Annotated in this window: 10 protein-coding genes and 1 tRNA gene; 5 read left to right on the forward strand and 6 right to left on the reverse strand. The window is 62.2% G+C overall.

Going from position 1 to position 13,978, the window contains the following annotated elements:
• Window positions 1–87: 87 nt before the first annotated feature.
• From WKV53_RS15725 to WKV53_RS15750, 6 genes are all read right to left on the reverse strand, one after another.
• Window positions 88–1,221 carry a HupE/UreJ family protein gene (locus WKV53_RS15725; RefSeq protein WP_341405728.1) on the reverse strand — a complete coding sequence of 378 codons (1,134 nt, stop codon included), beginning with the start codon at window positions 1,219–1,221 and terminating at the stop codon, window positions 88–90.
• A 26-nt stretch (window positions 1,222–1,247) separates the two neighbouring features.
• Window positions 1,248–1,332 (reverse strand) — tRNA-Ser (locus WKV53_RS15730).
• A gap of 163 nt (window positions 1,333–1,495) precedes the next feature.
• Window positions 1,496–1,678, reverse strand: coding sequence for a hypothetical protein (locus tag WKV53_RS15735; RefSeq protein WP_341405729.1), 183 nt, complete (start codon window positions 1,676–1,678; stop codon window positions 1,496–1,498).
• Between the two features lie 8 nt (window positions 1,679–1,686).
• Complete coding sequence (locus tag WKV53_RS15740) at window positions 1,687–3,027, reverse strand: dicarboxylate/amino acid:cation symporter (RefSeq protein ID WP_341405730.1); 1,341 nt, start codon at window positions 3,025–3,027, stop codon at window positions 1,687–1,689.
• A gap of 137 nt (window positions 3,028–3,164) precedes the next feature.
• Window positions 3,165–3,902 (reverse strand): ThuA domain-containing protein, encoded by a 738-nt coding sequence (locus WKV53_RS15745; RefSeq protein ID WP_341405731.1) that lies wholly within the window; start codon window positions 3,900–3,902, stop codon window positions 3,165–3,167.
• A gap of 50 nt (window positions 3,903–3,952) precedes the next feature.
• Window positions 3,953–7,678, reverse strand: coding sequence for a PVC-type heme-binding CxxCH protein (locus WKV53_RS15750; RefSeq protein ID WP_341405732.1), 3,726 nt, complete (start codon window positions 7,676–7,678; stop codon window positions 3,953–3,955).
• Window positions 7,679–8,003: 325 nt separating this feature from the next.
• Here WKV53_RS15750 and WKV53_RS15755 point away from each other — a divergent pair, with 325 nt between their 5' ends.
• The 5 genes from WKV53_RS15755 (at window position 8,004) to cysK (ending at window position 13,889) form a co-directional block, all read left to right on the forward strand.
• Window positions 8,004–9,773, forward strand: a complete 1,770-nt coding sequence (locus WKV53_RS15755) for a diflavin oxidoreductase (RefSeq protein WP_341405733.1) — start codon at window positions 8,004–8,006, stop codon at window positions 9,771–9,773.
• A 45-nt stretch (window positions 9,774–9,818) separates the two neighbouring features.
• Window positions 9,819–11,540, forward strand: a complete 1,722-nt coding sequence (locus tag WKV53_RS15760; protein WP_341405734.1) for an NADPH-dependent assimilatory sulfite reductase hemoprotein subunit — start codon at window positions 9,819–9,821, stop codon at window positions 11,538–11,540.
• A 126-nt stretch (window positions 11,541–11,666) separates the two neighbouring features.
• Window positions 11,667–12,401, forward strand: a complete 735-nt coding sequence (locus tag WKV53_RS15765) for a phosphoadenylyl-sulfate reductase (protein WP_341405735.1) — start codon at window positions 11,667–11,669, stop codon at window positions 12,399–12,401.
• Between the two features lie 21 nt (window positions 12,402–12,422).
• Window positions 12,423–12,836: a cupin domain-containing protein gene (locus tag WKV53_RS15770; protein ID WP_341405736.1), complete on the forward strand. Its 414-nt coding sequence runs from the start codon at window positions 12,423–12,425 to the stop codon at window positions 12,834–12,836.
• Between the two features lie 75 nt (window positions 12,837–12,911).
• Window positions 12,912–13,889, forward strand: a complete 978-nt coding sequence (gene cysK / locus WKV53_RS15775) for a cysteine synthase A (protein ID WP_345789663.1) — start codon at window positions 12,912–12,914, stop codon at window positions 13,887–13,889.
• Window positions 13,890–13,978 lie beyond the last annotated feature (89 nt).

Genomic DNA, 13,978 nt, shown 5'->3' on the forward strand with positions numbered 1-13,978 from the left:
GGTCCGACGGAGTGACAGCGCGGTGCGGTTCGTTGAAGCGGGCAGTTCGCGTGCTTCCGCGTTCTCACGAACGCGCCTACTGAAGGGTCAGCGGAACGGGACGATGCTTGCGCCGGTGGTTCGCTGGATGATGAGGATCAGGCCGGCGAGGCCGACGAGGGCGGAGCCGATCCGCTTGACCCAGATGAAGCGCTTTTCGCCCCACCAGGCGAAGGCGGCGAAGGCCATGGCAAGCAGGGCGATTTGGCCGAGTTCGACGCCGAGATTGAAGCCGAGGAGGGCTGACGGTAGTTTCTCCGGCTGGCCTGTTGGAAGTTTTCCGACGAGCCATCCGGCGAAGCCAAGGCCGTGGACGATGCCGAAGATGCCGACGAGGATGAGCCGGCCTTTGCCGAGTTCCTTTGCCCAGAAGTTTTCGATGCCGACCCATGCGATGCTCGCGGCGACGAGGATCTCGACGACGGTTGAGGAAACATGCACCCAGCCGAGAGCCGCGGCGGCGAGGGAAAGGGAATGCGCGATGGTGAAGGCGATGGTCTGTTGGAGCAGCGGCTTCCACTTGGGCACTAACAGGAAGAGCCCGAGCACGAAGAGGATGTGATCGACGCCTTCGGGCAGGATGTGGGTGAAGCCGAGCCTGATCCAATCGCGGAGGTGGGTCTCCGATGGCTTCATTTCCGCATGGGTTGCGGGTCGCTCCGCGACTACCTGTTCCTCGTTGAAGAGCGGTCTGGTCTGGGCCGCGTCACCTTTGCCGGTGGTGACGATGAGATTCACGCCGAAGGGCTCTTTCCACGAGACGCCTAGCTTGGTGGTGCCGACTGGCATTCTGGCCTCGATCTGCACGGCGAGCATGGGCAGCTCCTCCGGGTCACCTTTCTCCATGAAGCCGGGTGTCTCCTTTTCCAACTCGGGGACATGCAGGGTCCACGGGAGCTCCTGGCCATCGGCCTTCAGGTGGAGGCAATCGCGCCAGTAGGTCTCGCATTCGCGGGCGATCTTTTGCCAGCCCTCCGGGCCTTGTTCGCGGAGCCATGCGAGGTCCTTGGCTTCCTGATCCTCGTCGCCGCGGAACTCGGGGAGCATGTAGGCGGCATCGGCGTCGGCGATGGCTGTCACCTGGTCTCCGTCCAGCGCCACGGACATCGAGATCTCAGCGATCTGGTGGGCGGAAGCGAATCCCGCGAGTAGAAGCCAAACCAAGAGCAGGCGGCGAAACATGGCGGGGCGGACAGGTGGAAGAAGAGCGGAGGGGGTGGGATTCGAACCCACGGTCAGTTTCCCGACTTCGGTTTTCAAGACCGACGCGATAGACCACTCTGCCACCCCTCCTTGGGCGCGAAGCGGCGGCACTTTCCGTGGTCAGGGCGGGTGTGCCAAGTCCAAAGGCGGGGAGGATGGCGGTCCTGCGGCGGAAATCGCGTTTGAGAAACGAAAAGACCCGCGCGCCTTTGAGGGCGGCGGGTCTGGAAGCCTGGTGGTCTTTGCTGGCCGGTCAGCGTCCTGCGACCCAGTTGACGGAGTTGGTGAGGAGGGTCTTGAAGGCGGGGTTGTCGTGCGCCTTGTCATCGTGGCCGAGGGTGATGCAGACGATGCGGGTCTTCTTATCGCGGACGGCCCAGACGCTGGGGATCGGGTCCTTTGTTCCGTCAGGAGCGTTCACCGCAAGGATTTCCATGCCGGTGTTCAGTTCCCTGGTAAGTCTTCGCCTGAGGCTATCGCAGCGACGGGTTCTGGCCCGGAGTCGAGGAGCCGAGCGCGCAGATCTCCGGCGGTCAGCTCCTTCTCCCAGCGGCTTATGACGACCGTCGCGACGCCATTTCCGATGAGGTTGGTGATTGCCCGGCACTCGCTCATGAAGCGGTCGATGCCGACGAGGAGAGCGAGACTTGCAATGGGGATGCCCGGCACGACCGCGAGGGTGGCGGCCAGGGTGATGAAACCCGCACCGGTGACGCCGCTGGCGCCCTTGGAACTGATCATTGCCACGAGCAGCAGCGAGATCTGCTGTTTGAGATCCAGTGGGGTATTCGTCGCCTGCGCGAGGAAGACCGCGGCCATGGTCATGTAGATGTTCGTGCCATCGAGATTGAAACTGTAGCCGGTGGGAATCACGAGGCCGACGGTGCCGGGGGCGCAGCCAAGGCGCTGCATTTTCCGCATCATCCCCGGAAGCGCCGTTTCGCTCGAGCTGGTGCCGAGGACGAGCAGGATTTCCTCCTTGATGTAGGCAAGGAAGCGGAAGATCGAAAAGCCGGTGCAGCGCGCGATAAGACCGAGGACAATGCACACGAAAAGCGCGGCGGTCAGGTAGAAGCTGCCCATGAGCGCGAGGAGCCGGTTGAGCGACCCAAGGCCGTAGGTTCCCACGGTGAAGGCCATTGCGCCGAAGGCTCCGACCGGAGCCACTTTCACCACAATGGACATGATTCCGAAGAAGAGCTGGCCGACGGTCTCGATGGCGTGAATCACACGCGGCGCGCGGCTGCCGAGAGTCTTCAGGGCGAAGGCGGTGAGAATCGCGAGAAGGAGGACCTGGAGCAGGTCGCCCTTGACGAAGGCATCGAAGAAACTGGTGGGGATGATGTTGAGAAGGAACTCCACCGTGCCAAGGGATTGCGCCTTCTCGGCGTAGCTTTGACCGATCTTCGGATCGAGCGCGGCAACATCGACATTGAAGCCCGCACCGGGCTTCAGCAAATTGACCACGACAAGGCCGATCACGAGTGCGACCGTGGAAACGACTTCAAAGTAGAGCAGGGTTTTGCCCCCGACCCGGCCGAGCTTCTTGAGGTCGGACATGGACGCCAAGCCGTGAACGACCGTGCAGAAGACGATCGGCGCGATGATCATCTTGATCAGCCGGATGAAGCCGTCGGCAAGGGGCTTCAGAGACGAAGCCTGCCAGTCTCCAGGCTGCGGGGTGTCCGGGAAGAAATGACCGGCGAGGATGCCCAGTAAAACCCCAGTGATTACCTGGACGTAGAGGACGCGATACCAAGGTGTGCGTGGACGGGGGAGGTGCATCTCGATTAATTATGCGATCCACTTGACCTCAGCCTAGCTCCGAAATCCATCCTAACGGTGTGGAGCCCAATAAACGAAGAGACCCGCGCACCCTGATGGGCGGCGGGTCTGATAGTCTGGTGATTCTTACGGGCTGATCAGCGGCCTGCGACCCAGTTGACGGAATTGGTCAGGAGGGTCTTGAAGGCGGGGTTGTCGTGCGCCTTGTCATCGTGGCCGAGGGTAATGCAGACGATGCGGGTCTTCTTATCGCGGACGGTCCAGACGCTGGGGATGGGGTCCTTGGTTTGGTCCGGGGCGTTCTCGGCGAGGATTTCCATGCCGGTCTTCTTCTCGGGCTGGAAGCGGTAGTTCTCGTCATAGATCATGAAGGTGGCGGGGACGCCTTTCATGATGGGATGCTTGGTGTCCTTGACGGTCACCTGGAAGTCGCCCTTGCCGTGGTTCGGGGTCTTGCCGCCGATGAAGCGGTCGTTGTAGCCCTTCCACGGGGTGTGGTCCCAGGTGGCGGCGTGGAGCATGACGATGCCCTTGCGCTTGTCGGCGAAATCGTTGAGTGCCTTTTGGAACTCTTCCTTGCCCCATTGGTCGTGGTTGCCGCTGAAGACGAGCACGTCCGCCTGAGGGAGCAGTTTCATGGCTTCATCGTAGTTCGGAGTGGCGGCGACGTCGGTCAAGGGGGCCGCCTTCAGGGTGGTGGCGTCGGTGCCGAGGAAATAGGTGGGGAAGTCGTGGGAGCTGCCGGAACCGACGAGCAGGACGCGGACGGTCTTGGCAGGCTTCGGGTCCGCGAACTTCTGGTTCATCGGTTCGGTCGAGTCCGGGCCAGCGAAGACCGGGAGGGCGAGAAGGGCGGAGAGAACGAGGGCTTTCATGGTGTTGCGTTCGTGATGGTGGAGGTTTTGTAGAAGTGTTTGCGAGAGGTTCAGGGCTTCTTGGCGACGCTGCGGATGTAGCCGATGATGTCGCGCAGGTTGTCGGCTCCCATGCCTTCGAGGCCTTCGGGCATGAGGGAGTTTTCGCCCTTCTGGCGGCTGGCGATGTCGGCGGTCTTCAGGTCGACGGTGATGCCACCGGGCTGGCGGATCTGGACGCGCGTTTCATTTTCACTGGCGATGAGGGCGGAGTACTGGGTGCCGTCCTTCATGGTGATGTTCCAGGTGCGGTGCTCGTCATCGACGATCAGGTTTGGATTGACGATGTGGGTGAGCAACTCGAGGACCGGATGGGAACCGATGCCGCCGAGGTCGGGGCCGAAGACGTGGCCCTGACCGTCCAACTGGTGGCAGGTGGAGCAGATCGCGGTGAACATCAGCTTGCCGTTTTCGATGTTCGCGGGCTTTTCGACGAGTGGGACCAGCTTGGCGATGATCTGGTCCTTGCTCTGCGAAGCCGCGCCGCCGAGCAGGGTCTTCGCGCGTTGTGCCGTGGCGGCATCCGGGTGAGCGGTGAGGCGGGAAACCTGCGTGGCATCGAGGGTGGATGGATCCACCTTCTTCGCTTCCACCGCATCGAGCAGCAGCTTCGCCCACTCGGGACGGCTGGTGAGGGCGGTGACGGCTTGGTCGCGGGCGGGTTTTGGCAGCGTTGCGAGTGCCTCCGCGATTGCGCGGCCGGCTTCGGGGTCGCCGGTGGCGGAGAGGGCGGAGATCAGGTCCTTGGCAAAGGCTTCCGAGGCGGTTGGCGTCAGCAGCGCGGTGATATTGGTGAGGATGAACTTGTTAGAGCCGCGGGCGGGCAACAGCGCACGCACTGCATCAGCGCGGACGGTGTCGGATTGGCCGGCATCGCGGGCGACTTCCATCAGCTCGGTGGCTGCCTTGGTGATTTCCTTCGAGAGCGTTCCGCCTTTGTCCCAGGTCGCGGCAAGCGAGAGGGCACCGGCAGCGATCCCGCGATCAGGCGAGGCGAGCAGCGCCTTCAACGAAGCCAGTGCCGCTTGCAGGTTGCGCGGGGCGGCTGGAGGCGTCTTGCCGAGCTCGCGGAGCACGACGGCGACGAGCTTCGGATTCGGGGATTTCTCGGCGGCCTGGAGGACGGAGATGAGCTGACCTTGATTGCCACTGGAGGCGAGGGTCGATGCCATCGACTGGACGGCGTCTTCCGATTGGGAAGATCCCGCTTCGGTCAGGACGGTTTCGAGCTGCGAGGATGGGTTCCGCGCGCTGGCGGCGGCGGCAGCGGCCTTGGACCATTCGTCGTTCTGCTTGGCACCGGAGGCGAGCAGGGCGGCGCTGGCTTCCGGGGTCATCGGTGAGGCACCGAGGGCGCGCAGGGTGGCGAGGCGGACGCGCTCATTCTTGTCGTTGAGGCCGGCGGTCACTTCGGCACCGCCGAGTGGGATGCCACTGGCTTCGGCGATGAGCATGGCGTTCTTGCGGACGCGGTCATCGCTGGCGCGGAGGGCTTCCTTGAGCACGGGCTCCTTGAGCTGGTTGAGGCGATTGAGCGCCCACAGCGCCTGGATGCGGGCGGGCACGAAGGATTCGCTGGTCGCCATGGCGGTCAACTGAGGCTCGACCGAGGTGCCGACTTCAGCGGCGCGCTCGAGGAGGATGCGGATCGCGTTGAATCTAACATCCTTGTTTGGGTGCTTGAATGCAGCGACGAGTTCGGCGGGCTTGGCACGATACATGTCGAGCTGCGGCCACTTCGGTGCGCCCTGGTATTGGACGCGGAAGATGCGGCCGAAGTAGTGATCGCGGTCGGGACGGACGGAGGCACCGGAGCGGCTGTGTTGCGGGCCGCGGGTGTCATTGTGAATGACGACGGGCGTATTGAAATCGAGGATGTACATCGCGCCATCCGGTCCGAAGGAGACGTCGATGGGGGAGAACCAGTAGTCCATGGAGCGGAGCCATTCGCCGTTCTGGATGATATTCTCACCTTTGAAGGATGGGCCTTCGGGCTTGAGGTTCTCGACGTGGATGATGTCCAGGATGGGCTCGGACATGAAGATCTTGCCGTCGTATTCCTTCGGCCACGCGCCGCCTTCGTAAACGGCGGTGGAGCAGCCGGCGCTGTAGCGGCCGACCTGGTCGATCTGCATGGTGGGCGGGCGATCGGGCATATCGGTGCGCTGGACCGTGCGGCCGGGATTCACGGCGAAGAAGCTGGATGCCTTGGTGTTAGGAGCGCGTGCGAGCACCCACTCGGGCAGGACCACATGCTGGACGGGGTTTCCGCTGGTGGCCTTGCCGTGGAAGAGCTCCATGTCGCTGGTGACTTCACCACCGAAGGAGTTGCCGCCTTGGGATGCGACTTGCTCGATGGCAGAGCCGTCCGCCTTGAAGCGGAACATGCCCGCGGTGACGCGGCCCATGCTCTTGTGAAGGATCGGGCTCGACACGTTGGCATCGCTGCCGGTGCTGGCGTAGATCCAGCCATCGGGGGCGGCGACGAAGTGATTCGCAACGAAGTGGGTGTCGCCGGGAGCGAAGCCTTCATAGAGGGGCTTCACGACGTCGGCCTTGCCGTCGCCGTTTTCATCCTGAAGCGAGACGATGTGCGGCTGCGCGACGGCAATAACGCCACTTTCCGAAAGGCAGAAGCCGGTGACGAGTTCGAGGCCTTTGTAGAAGACGGTCTTCTTGTCCATCTTCCCGTCGCCATTGGTGTCTTCGAGGATGCTGATGCTGTCCTCGGCGGGGCGGTTCGGATCGACGGGAGTCAGGGCACCGGTTTCCTTCCAAGGCTCGGCGACCGTGGGGCGGCGGCCGTTCGGATACTCGGGAGTTTCGGCGACCCAGAGGCGGCCCTTGCCGTCCCACTGGATGGCGATGGGCTTGTTGATGAGGGGCTCTTCCGCCACGACATTCGCGACGAAGCCGTTCTGTAGTTTGAATTGTTTGACGGCATCGGCAGCGCGCAGGGGGCCACCGGCGGGATAGCGGAGGGTGGCGAGGTCGGCCTTCGCGCTGAGTTCGTCGGGCTCGTGCTTTCCGGTCCAGGCGACGGAGCGCAGGATGAAGGTGCGGATGCTGGCGTGAGCCAAGTTGGCAGGCGCGCCTTGAAGAATAGCGGCAGCGCGGTGGGTGGAGGGCTCGTAGGTCCAGATCTGTGGCTGGAGGTCGTAGACGGAGGCTCGCACGTCGCGGCCGGGGACCTTGGGTCCGTCGCCGCGCTTGGCATCGCGGCCTTTCGGCGTGAAGGCGGAGGCGAGCACCTGGATGCTATTCTCGAAGTCCAGGTCGTAGAGGGTGTCGTCGTCGATATCGAAGGGGGAGCTGTCCTTCACGATCGGGTGCGAGTTCGTGACGACGTAGAGCATCATCTTGCTCATGAACTTGCGGCTGCTGTCATCCCAGCCGCCGCCGAAGGTGGCCTTCCCCCAGGCTGCGTCGCCGGATGCGACGGCGCCGTTGACCACGACGATACCGCCGCCGCGCTTGGTGAAATTCGTGATCGCCGTCTGGGAAGTGGCGGGCAGGGCCTCGAACTTTTCGCGGTGCAACAGCAGCACGTCGGCTTTGGAAAGCTTCGCCTCGTCCGGGGTGAGGACGGCGATGGCTTGGGCACCACCGGACTTGAGCGCGGCGAGGTAGGCGTTCGAGAACTGGTTGTTGTCGCTCGACACGATCACTCGCAGCGGAGCGGCGTGCAGGGATGATACGAGCACGAGGAGAAGCAGGGGCAGCAGGCGGAGGAACATGGGTTGGAAAATTGGTGCTCGAGGCAGGGTCCGCATGGTGAGAGATGGGTTCATTGGCATTTAGTCGCATTTTGGATGAAAGCGCCAAGCTTCCACCGTGTCCCGTGCGGCGAGGATTGAAGTCAGACTACGCGCGGATGTTTCGTTGTTTGGCATAGCAACCGCGTTTTTTCTGTCATCAAAGCGGTGCGGCCGGGTGGGTTGGTTCAAATCCAAGTGAGAGGGGAGCAAACTGCACCTCCCGCGGAAATTCCCCTTGCACCGGGGGCGGGGCGCGTGAATGCTCCGCCCGAAACCATATAAACCTGAGCAAGTAACTAAGGTAATGCTTCCCGAGCACGCTCCCTTCTCTCCCGACCAACGCCGCGCCGTCGATCTGGCGCTGGCAGGACTCGATGCGTCCCAGCGCTTTTGGCTGGCTGGATTTCTCTCTGCCGCACCGGTGGGTTCTGGGGCTCCCGTGGCTGCGGCCGCGGGTTCGCTGAAGCTGACCGTGCTGTATGGTACTGAGTCCGGGAATTCCGAAAAGCTGGCAGATCTGTCAGCGAAGGAGGCGAAGAAGCGTGGTTTCCAGACTGCGGTGAAGAACATGTCGGACATTTCTCCGGCGGATCTCGCGAAGGTGGAGAACCTGCTGGTGATTGTCAGCACCTGGGGTGATGGCGAGCCGCCGGAAAGCGCGACCTCTTTCTACAAGGAGTTCATGAATGGCTCGGCGATCCATTTGCCTGCCGTGCGGTTCTCGGTGTGCGCGCTGGGGGATACGGCGTATGAGAAATTCTGCCAGATCGGCAAAGACGTCGACGCTCGCCTGGAGGCGCTTGGTGCGACCCGGATCTCGCCGCGTCAAGATTGCGACGTGGAGTATGAGCAACCGTATCACGAATGGCTGGATGCGGCGCTGAAGTCCTTCGGCCCGGCTGCTCCGGCTCCGGTGACCCTTGCCCCGACCGCGACCCATGTGGCCGAGGAATACGGTAAGAAGAACCCGTTCCCGTCCGAGCTTCTTGAGAAGGTCCTTCTTAACGGCAAGGGCACGACCAAGGAGACGTGGCACTATGAACTCTCTCTCGAAGGCTCTGGCCTGACCTACGAAGCTGGCGATGCGCTGGCTGTGGTGCCGGTGAATGCGCCGGATATCGTGGAAGGTATCCTCAAGGCATCGAAGCTTTCGGGCAGTGAGACCGTGGAAGTGAAGGGCGTGGGGCAGAAGGTTTTGGCCGATGCGCTGCGTGAGGACTTCGATATCACGGCGCTGTCGCGTGCGGTGCTGACCAAGCTTCAGGCGATCTCCGGTTCGGACAAGCTGGCTGCCTTGCTTGCCGATGACGCGAAGGATCAGCTCAAGGATTACCAATGGGGTCGCTGGATCGCTGACGCGATCGCCGACTTCGCTTCCAGTGGTGTCGGTGCCACGGAGCTGGTGAGCATTTTCCGCAAGCTGCCGCCGCGGCTTTACTCGATCGCTTCCAGCCCGCTGGCTCATCCGGGTGAGGTTCACCTGACGGTGGCTTCGGTGCGCTATCAGGCTCATGGTCTGCCTCGCAAGGGTGTGGCTTCGACCTATCTCGCTGACCTGATTGAGAAGGGCGGCAAGGTTCCGGTCTACACGCACCAGAACAAGAACTTCCGCCTGCCTGCATCGGCCGATACGCCAGTAATCATGGTGGGGCCGGGCACGGGGGTGGCTCCGTTCCGCGCCTTCGTCGAGCAACGCGCTGCGACTGGCAAGCCGGGCAAGAACTGGCTGTTCTTCGGCGACCAGCGCTACACGTATGACTTCCTCTATCAGACCGAGTGGCAGGATCACCTCAAGGAGGGGAACCTGACCAAGCTCGACGTCGCCTTCTCCCGCGACCAACCGGAGAAGGTCTATGTGCAGCATCGGATGCTGGACCGCGCGAAGGAGCTCTACGGTTGGCTCCAGGAAGGCGCGCACTTCTACGTCTGCGGCGATGCCTCGCGCATGGCCAGCGATGTCCACGAGGCCTTGATCGCCGTCGTCGAGAAAGAGGGTGGCTTCTCCCGCGAAGTCGCCGAGGCTTACATCGAGGACCTCAAGAAGTCCAAGCGCTACCAGCGCGACGTGTACTGACCAAGCATCGAGTCAGCAGTTCCAAGTTCCAATTTTTCAGACGCCATGAGCGAAAAGAAACTCTCCGCCAACGAAGGCATCAAGACGCGCTCGAACTACCTGCGCGGCACCATTCAGGAAGGTCTCGCCGACCAGTCCACCGGCTCGATGTCGGAGGATGACCAGCAGTTGCTGAAGTTCCACGGCACCTATCAGCAGGACGATCGCGACACCCGTAATGACCGTCGCAAGCACCGCCTTGAGAAGGCCTACTCCTTCATGATCCGCATCCGCGTGCCGGGTGGCGTGGCCACCCCGCACCAGTGGATCGAGACGGACCGCCTCGCGACGCAGTTTGCCAATGGCACGATCAAGCTGACGACGCGCCAAGCCTTCCAGTTCCACGGCATCATCAAGACGAACCTGAAGCGCACGATCAAGGAGATCAACCAGGCGGCGATGGATACCGTCGCGGCTTGCGGCGACGTGAACCGCAACGTGATGTGCAATCCGAATCCGTATCTCTCGTCGGTGCATGCCGATGTGCTGAAGGCGGCACAGGACATTTCCGCACACCTCACGCCGGCGACCCGTGCCTATCACGAGATCTGGCTGGATGGTGAGAAGATCGAAACCTCCGAGCAGGAAGAACAGGAGCCGATCTACGGCAAGACCTACCTGCCGCGGAAGTTCAAGATCACCATCGCCGTGCCGCCAAGCAACGACGTGGACATCTTCGCGAACTGCCTTTCGTTCATCGCGATCGTCGAGAACGACAAGGTCGTCGGCTACAATGTCGCCGTTGGTGGTGGCATGGGTTCGACCCACGGCAACGAGGCTACTTATCCGCGCATTGCCGACGTGATCGGCTACTGCACGGCGGAGCAGGTCGTGGACGTGGCCGAGAAGGTGGTGCTGGTGCAGCGCGACTTCGGCGATCGCACGGATCGCAAGCACTCGCGCTTCAAGTACACCGTGGATGACCACGGCCCGGAGTGGATCCTTGCCAAGCTCAACGAGTATCTCGGCTACGAACTCGGTCCGGTGCGTGATTACAAGTTCACGGACAATGGCGACCGCTTCGGCTGGGTCGAAGACGAGAAGGGGAACTTCCACTACACGCTCTTCGTCGAAGGTGGCCGTGTGCTCGACACGCCGGCTTACCCGATGCGCACCGGTTTGCTGGAGATCGCAAAGATCCATGACGGCGACTTCCGCCTGACTGCGAACCAGAACCTGATGATCGCGAATATTTCCGCCAAGAAGCGCTCCGAGATCGAGGCGCTGCTGGAGAAGTATGGCATGCATCATAGCCACGAGCGCAGTGCGCTGCGCCTCGCCTCGATCGCTTGCGTCGCCCTGCCGACTTGCGGCCTGGCGCTCGCGGAAGCCGAGCGCTATCTGCCGGAAGTGGTGACCGAACTGGAAGAGGAACTGGAAAATGCCGGCCTCCGCCACGACTCGATCACGATCCGCATGACGGGTTGCCCGAACGGTTGCGGCCGTCCGTTCATCTCCGAGATCGGCTTCGTCGGTCGCGGACCGGATCGCTACAATCTCTACCTCGGTGGTGGTCACGCTGGCCAGCGGCTCAGCAAGCTCTATCGCCAGGACATCCATGCGAACGAGATCCGCGGCCTGCTGGCTCCGATCTTCCAGCGCTACGCGAAGGAGCGGGAAAAGGGCGAGCACTTCGGTGACTTCGTCATCCGCGCCGGCATCGTTGCAGAGACCAAGCAGGGCGGCGACTTCCACAAGAACATCAAGGAAGAGGCGCTCAAGAACTGAACCGACCATGAACAGGGAATGTGAAACCGGATACCAGCGGTGTCGGCCTTAGGCCGACCTCACCGCTCCGTGTTTCCGTTTTTAAAATAGCAACTCATTCCCTCGCGTTCATCGCGGTTTAACAAAATGTCCACTATCACTCGCATCGCCACTCCTTCCGAAGCCGAGACGCTTTCGGAAGAACTCGCCCGCCTGAAGGCTGGCGACCGGCTCAAGCTTTTGCACGAGCGCTACGGCAAGCGGCTGGTCGCCTCGACCAGCTTCGGCTTGCAGGCGGCGGTCATGCTCAAGCTCATCGCTGACAACGCGCCGGAGATCCCGGTCGTGTTCATCGATACCAATTACCACTTCCCGGAGACCTATCGCTATGCCGACGAGCTGACCAAGCTGCTCGGCACCGACCTCCGCGTCTATCAGCCGACCCACTCCGCCGCCCGCATGGAGGCCCTTTACGGGAAGCTGTGGGAGCAGGGGAAGGAAGGCATGGATAAGTACGGCATCTTCACCAAGGTGGAGCCGATGGACCGTGCGCTGAAGGAACTCGGCGCCGATGTCTGGATCAGTGGTGTTCGCCGCAGCCACTCGAGCACCCGTGCCGAGCGTGCCTTCGCCGAGCAGCAGAAGAAGACGCTGAAGGTGTATCCGATCCTCGATTGGGCGGATGCGCAGGTTTCGGTCTTCATGCACCAGAACAATCTGCCGCGTCATCCGCTGGAGGCGGAAGGCTATGTCACCATGGGTGACTGGCATAGCACAGTGCCAGCTGTCGACGGGCTCTCGGCTGAAGAGACCCGCTTCAACGGCGAGAAATACGAGTGCGGTCTCCACCTGGACTCCGGCAACTCGGATTTCCAGATCTAACCATTCATCGTCGCGCACGTCATGGCATCGTCACTCCAAGTGCTGCATGTCAGGGAGGGTGAGGGCGCTGATAAGGCGCGTCTCGGTCCGTATGAGATCGAGACACTGATCCCGGTCGCCGACGAAGGTGCGGCGACCGCCTATCGGGTCCGCATCGAACCGAACCAACGCACGGCCACCAGCTATCACAAGTTGGCGGAGGAGTTGTATCTGGTCCTGGCCGGGAGCGGGGTCGCGGTGCTGGATGGCGTGGAATACACGCTTCGCGCCGGTGATTTCCTGCGCCTGCCACCCGGGACCACTCACGCCTTTATCACCGGTGACGAGGTCCTCGTCATGCTGGACGTTCACACCCCGGGATCGCGGCCCGACCGGGACGTCTACTTCGTCGGGGAGACTCCGCAGGGTTTCTCGGTGCCGTCTTTGGTGACGTAAATTGACCCGTTTTTCCATGGCCTTCCACGGCCTCCTCCGCTCAATCTCTTATCCAACATCCCGCCCCATAAAGCTATGCCCATCGCAGACTCCATGGTTGCCACCGTTGGCAACACCCCGCTTATCCGCCTGAACAAACTCACCAAAGGCCTGAACGCCGAGGTGCTGCTCAAGGCCGAGTTCTTCAACCCGCTCTTCAGCGTGAAGGACCGTATCGGCAAGGCTATGATCGAAACCGCCGAGAAGGATGGCTCGCTCAAGCCCGGTGGCCTGATCATCGAGCCGACTTCCGGTAACACCGGTATCGCGCTCGCCTTCGTCGCCCGTGCCAAGGGCTATCGCTGCATCCTGACCATGCCGGAAAGCATGTCGATCGAGCGCCGCGTGCTGCTGCGTTTGCTCGGTGCCGAGATCGTGCTCACGCCGCGTGCCCGCGGCATGGGTGGTGCCATCGCCAAGGCCAAGCAGCTCCTTGAAGAGAACCCCGGTTCCTTCGGCCCCGGCCAGTTCGACAATCCGGCGAACCCGCAGGTCCACCGTGAGACGACCGCCGAGGAAATCTGGCGTGACACCGATGGCAAGATCGACGCCTTCGTGGCTGGTATCGGCACGGGTGGCACCATCACCGGTGTCTCCGAAGTCATCAAGGGCCGCACCGCGATGAAGACCTACGCCGTGGAGCCGGTGGCCAGCCCGGTCATCACCCAGTTCCGCAATGGCGAGGAGATCAAGCCCGGCCCGCACATGATCCAAGGCATTGGTGCCGGTTTCATTCCGAAGAACCTCAACGTCGACATCGTCGATGACGTGATCCAGGTCACCAACGAAGATGCCTTCGCCACTGCCCAAGCGCTCAACACCGAAGAAGGCATCCCGGCAGGTATTTCGACCGGTGGTAATGTCTGGGCGGCCATCCAGCTTGCCAAGCGTCCGGAATACGCAGGCAAGCGCATCGTGACGATCGGGGCCTCGTCCACCGAGCGCTACCTCTCGACTCTGCTCGCCGAGAAGATCCGCGAGGAAGTCGCGAACCTGCCGGTGGCGGAGATTTAAGCCGTCTCGGTAAGATCGAGTTTATTAAACGCCCCGTCCGTGAGGATGGGGCGTTTTTCTTTGTCGATGCGATTGTCGATACCCTGATG

Source organism: Luteolibacter sp. Y139 (assembly GCF_038066715.1).
Taxonomy (GTDB): Bacteria; Verrucomicrobiota; Verrucomicrobiia; order Verrucomicrobiales; family Akkermansiaceae; genus Haloferula; species Haloferula soli.

Bases quoted from the DNA above. Each gene is read 5' to 3' on its own strand.
- WKV53_RS15755 (WP_341405733.1), top strand. From the start codon at position 8,004: ATGCTTCCCGAGCACGCTCCCTTCTCTCCCGACCAACGCCGCGCCGTC.
- WKV53_RS15725 (WP_341405728.1), bottom strand. From the start codon at position 1,221: ATGTTTCGCCGCCTGCTCTTGGTTTGGCTTCTACTCGCGGGATTCGCT.
- WKV53_RS15770 (WP_341405736.1), top strand. From the start codon at position 12,423: ATGGCATCGTCACTCCAAGTGCTGCATGTCAGGGAGGGTGAGGGCGCT.
- cysK (WP_345789663.1), top strand. From the start codon at position 12,912: ATGCCCATCGCAGACTCCATGGTTGCCACCGTTGGCAACACCCCGCTT.
- WKV53_RS15765 (WP_341405735.1), top strand. From the start codon at position 11,667: ATGTCCACTATCACTCGCATCGCCACTCCTTCCGAAGCCGAGACGCTT.
- WKV53_RS15750 (WP_341405732.1), bottom strand. From the start codon at position 7,678: ATGTTCCTCCGCCTGCTGCCCCTGCTTCTCCTCGTGCTCGTATCATCC.
- WKV53_RS15740 (WP_341405730.1), bottom strand. From the start codon at position 3,027: ATGCACCTCCCCCGTCCACGCACACCTTGGTATCGCGTCCTCTACGTC.
- WKV53_RS15745 (WP_341405731.1), bottom strand. From the start codon at position 3,902: ATGAAAGCCCTCGTTCTCTCCGCCCTTCTCGCCCTCCCGGTCTTCGCT.
- WKV53_RS15735 (WP_341405729.1), bottom strand. From the start codon at position 1,678: ATGGAAATCCTTGCGGTGAACGCTCCTGACGGAACAAAGGACCCGATC.
- WKV53_RS15760 (WP_341405734.1), top strand. From the start codon at position 9,819: ATGAGCGAAAAGAAACTCTCCGCCAACGAAGGCATCAAGACGCGCTCG.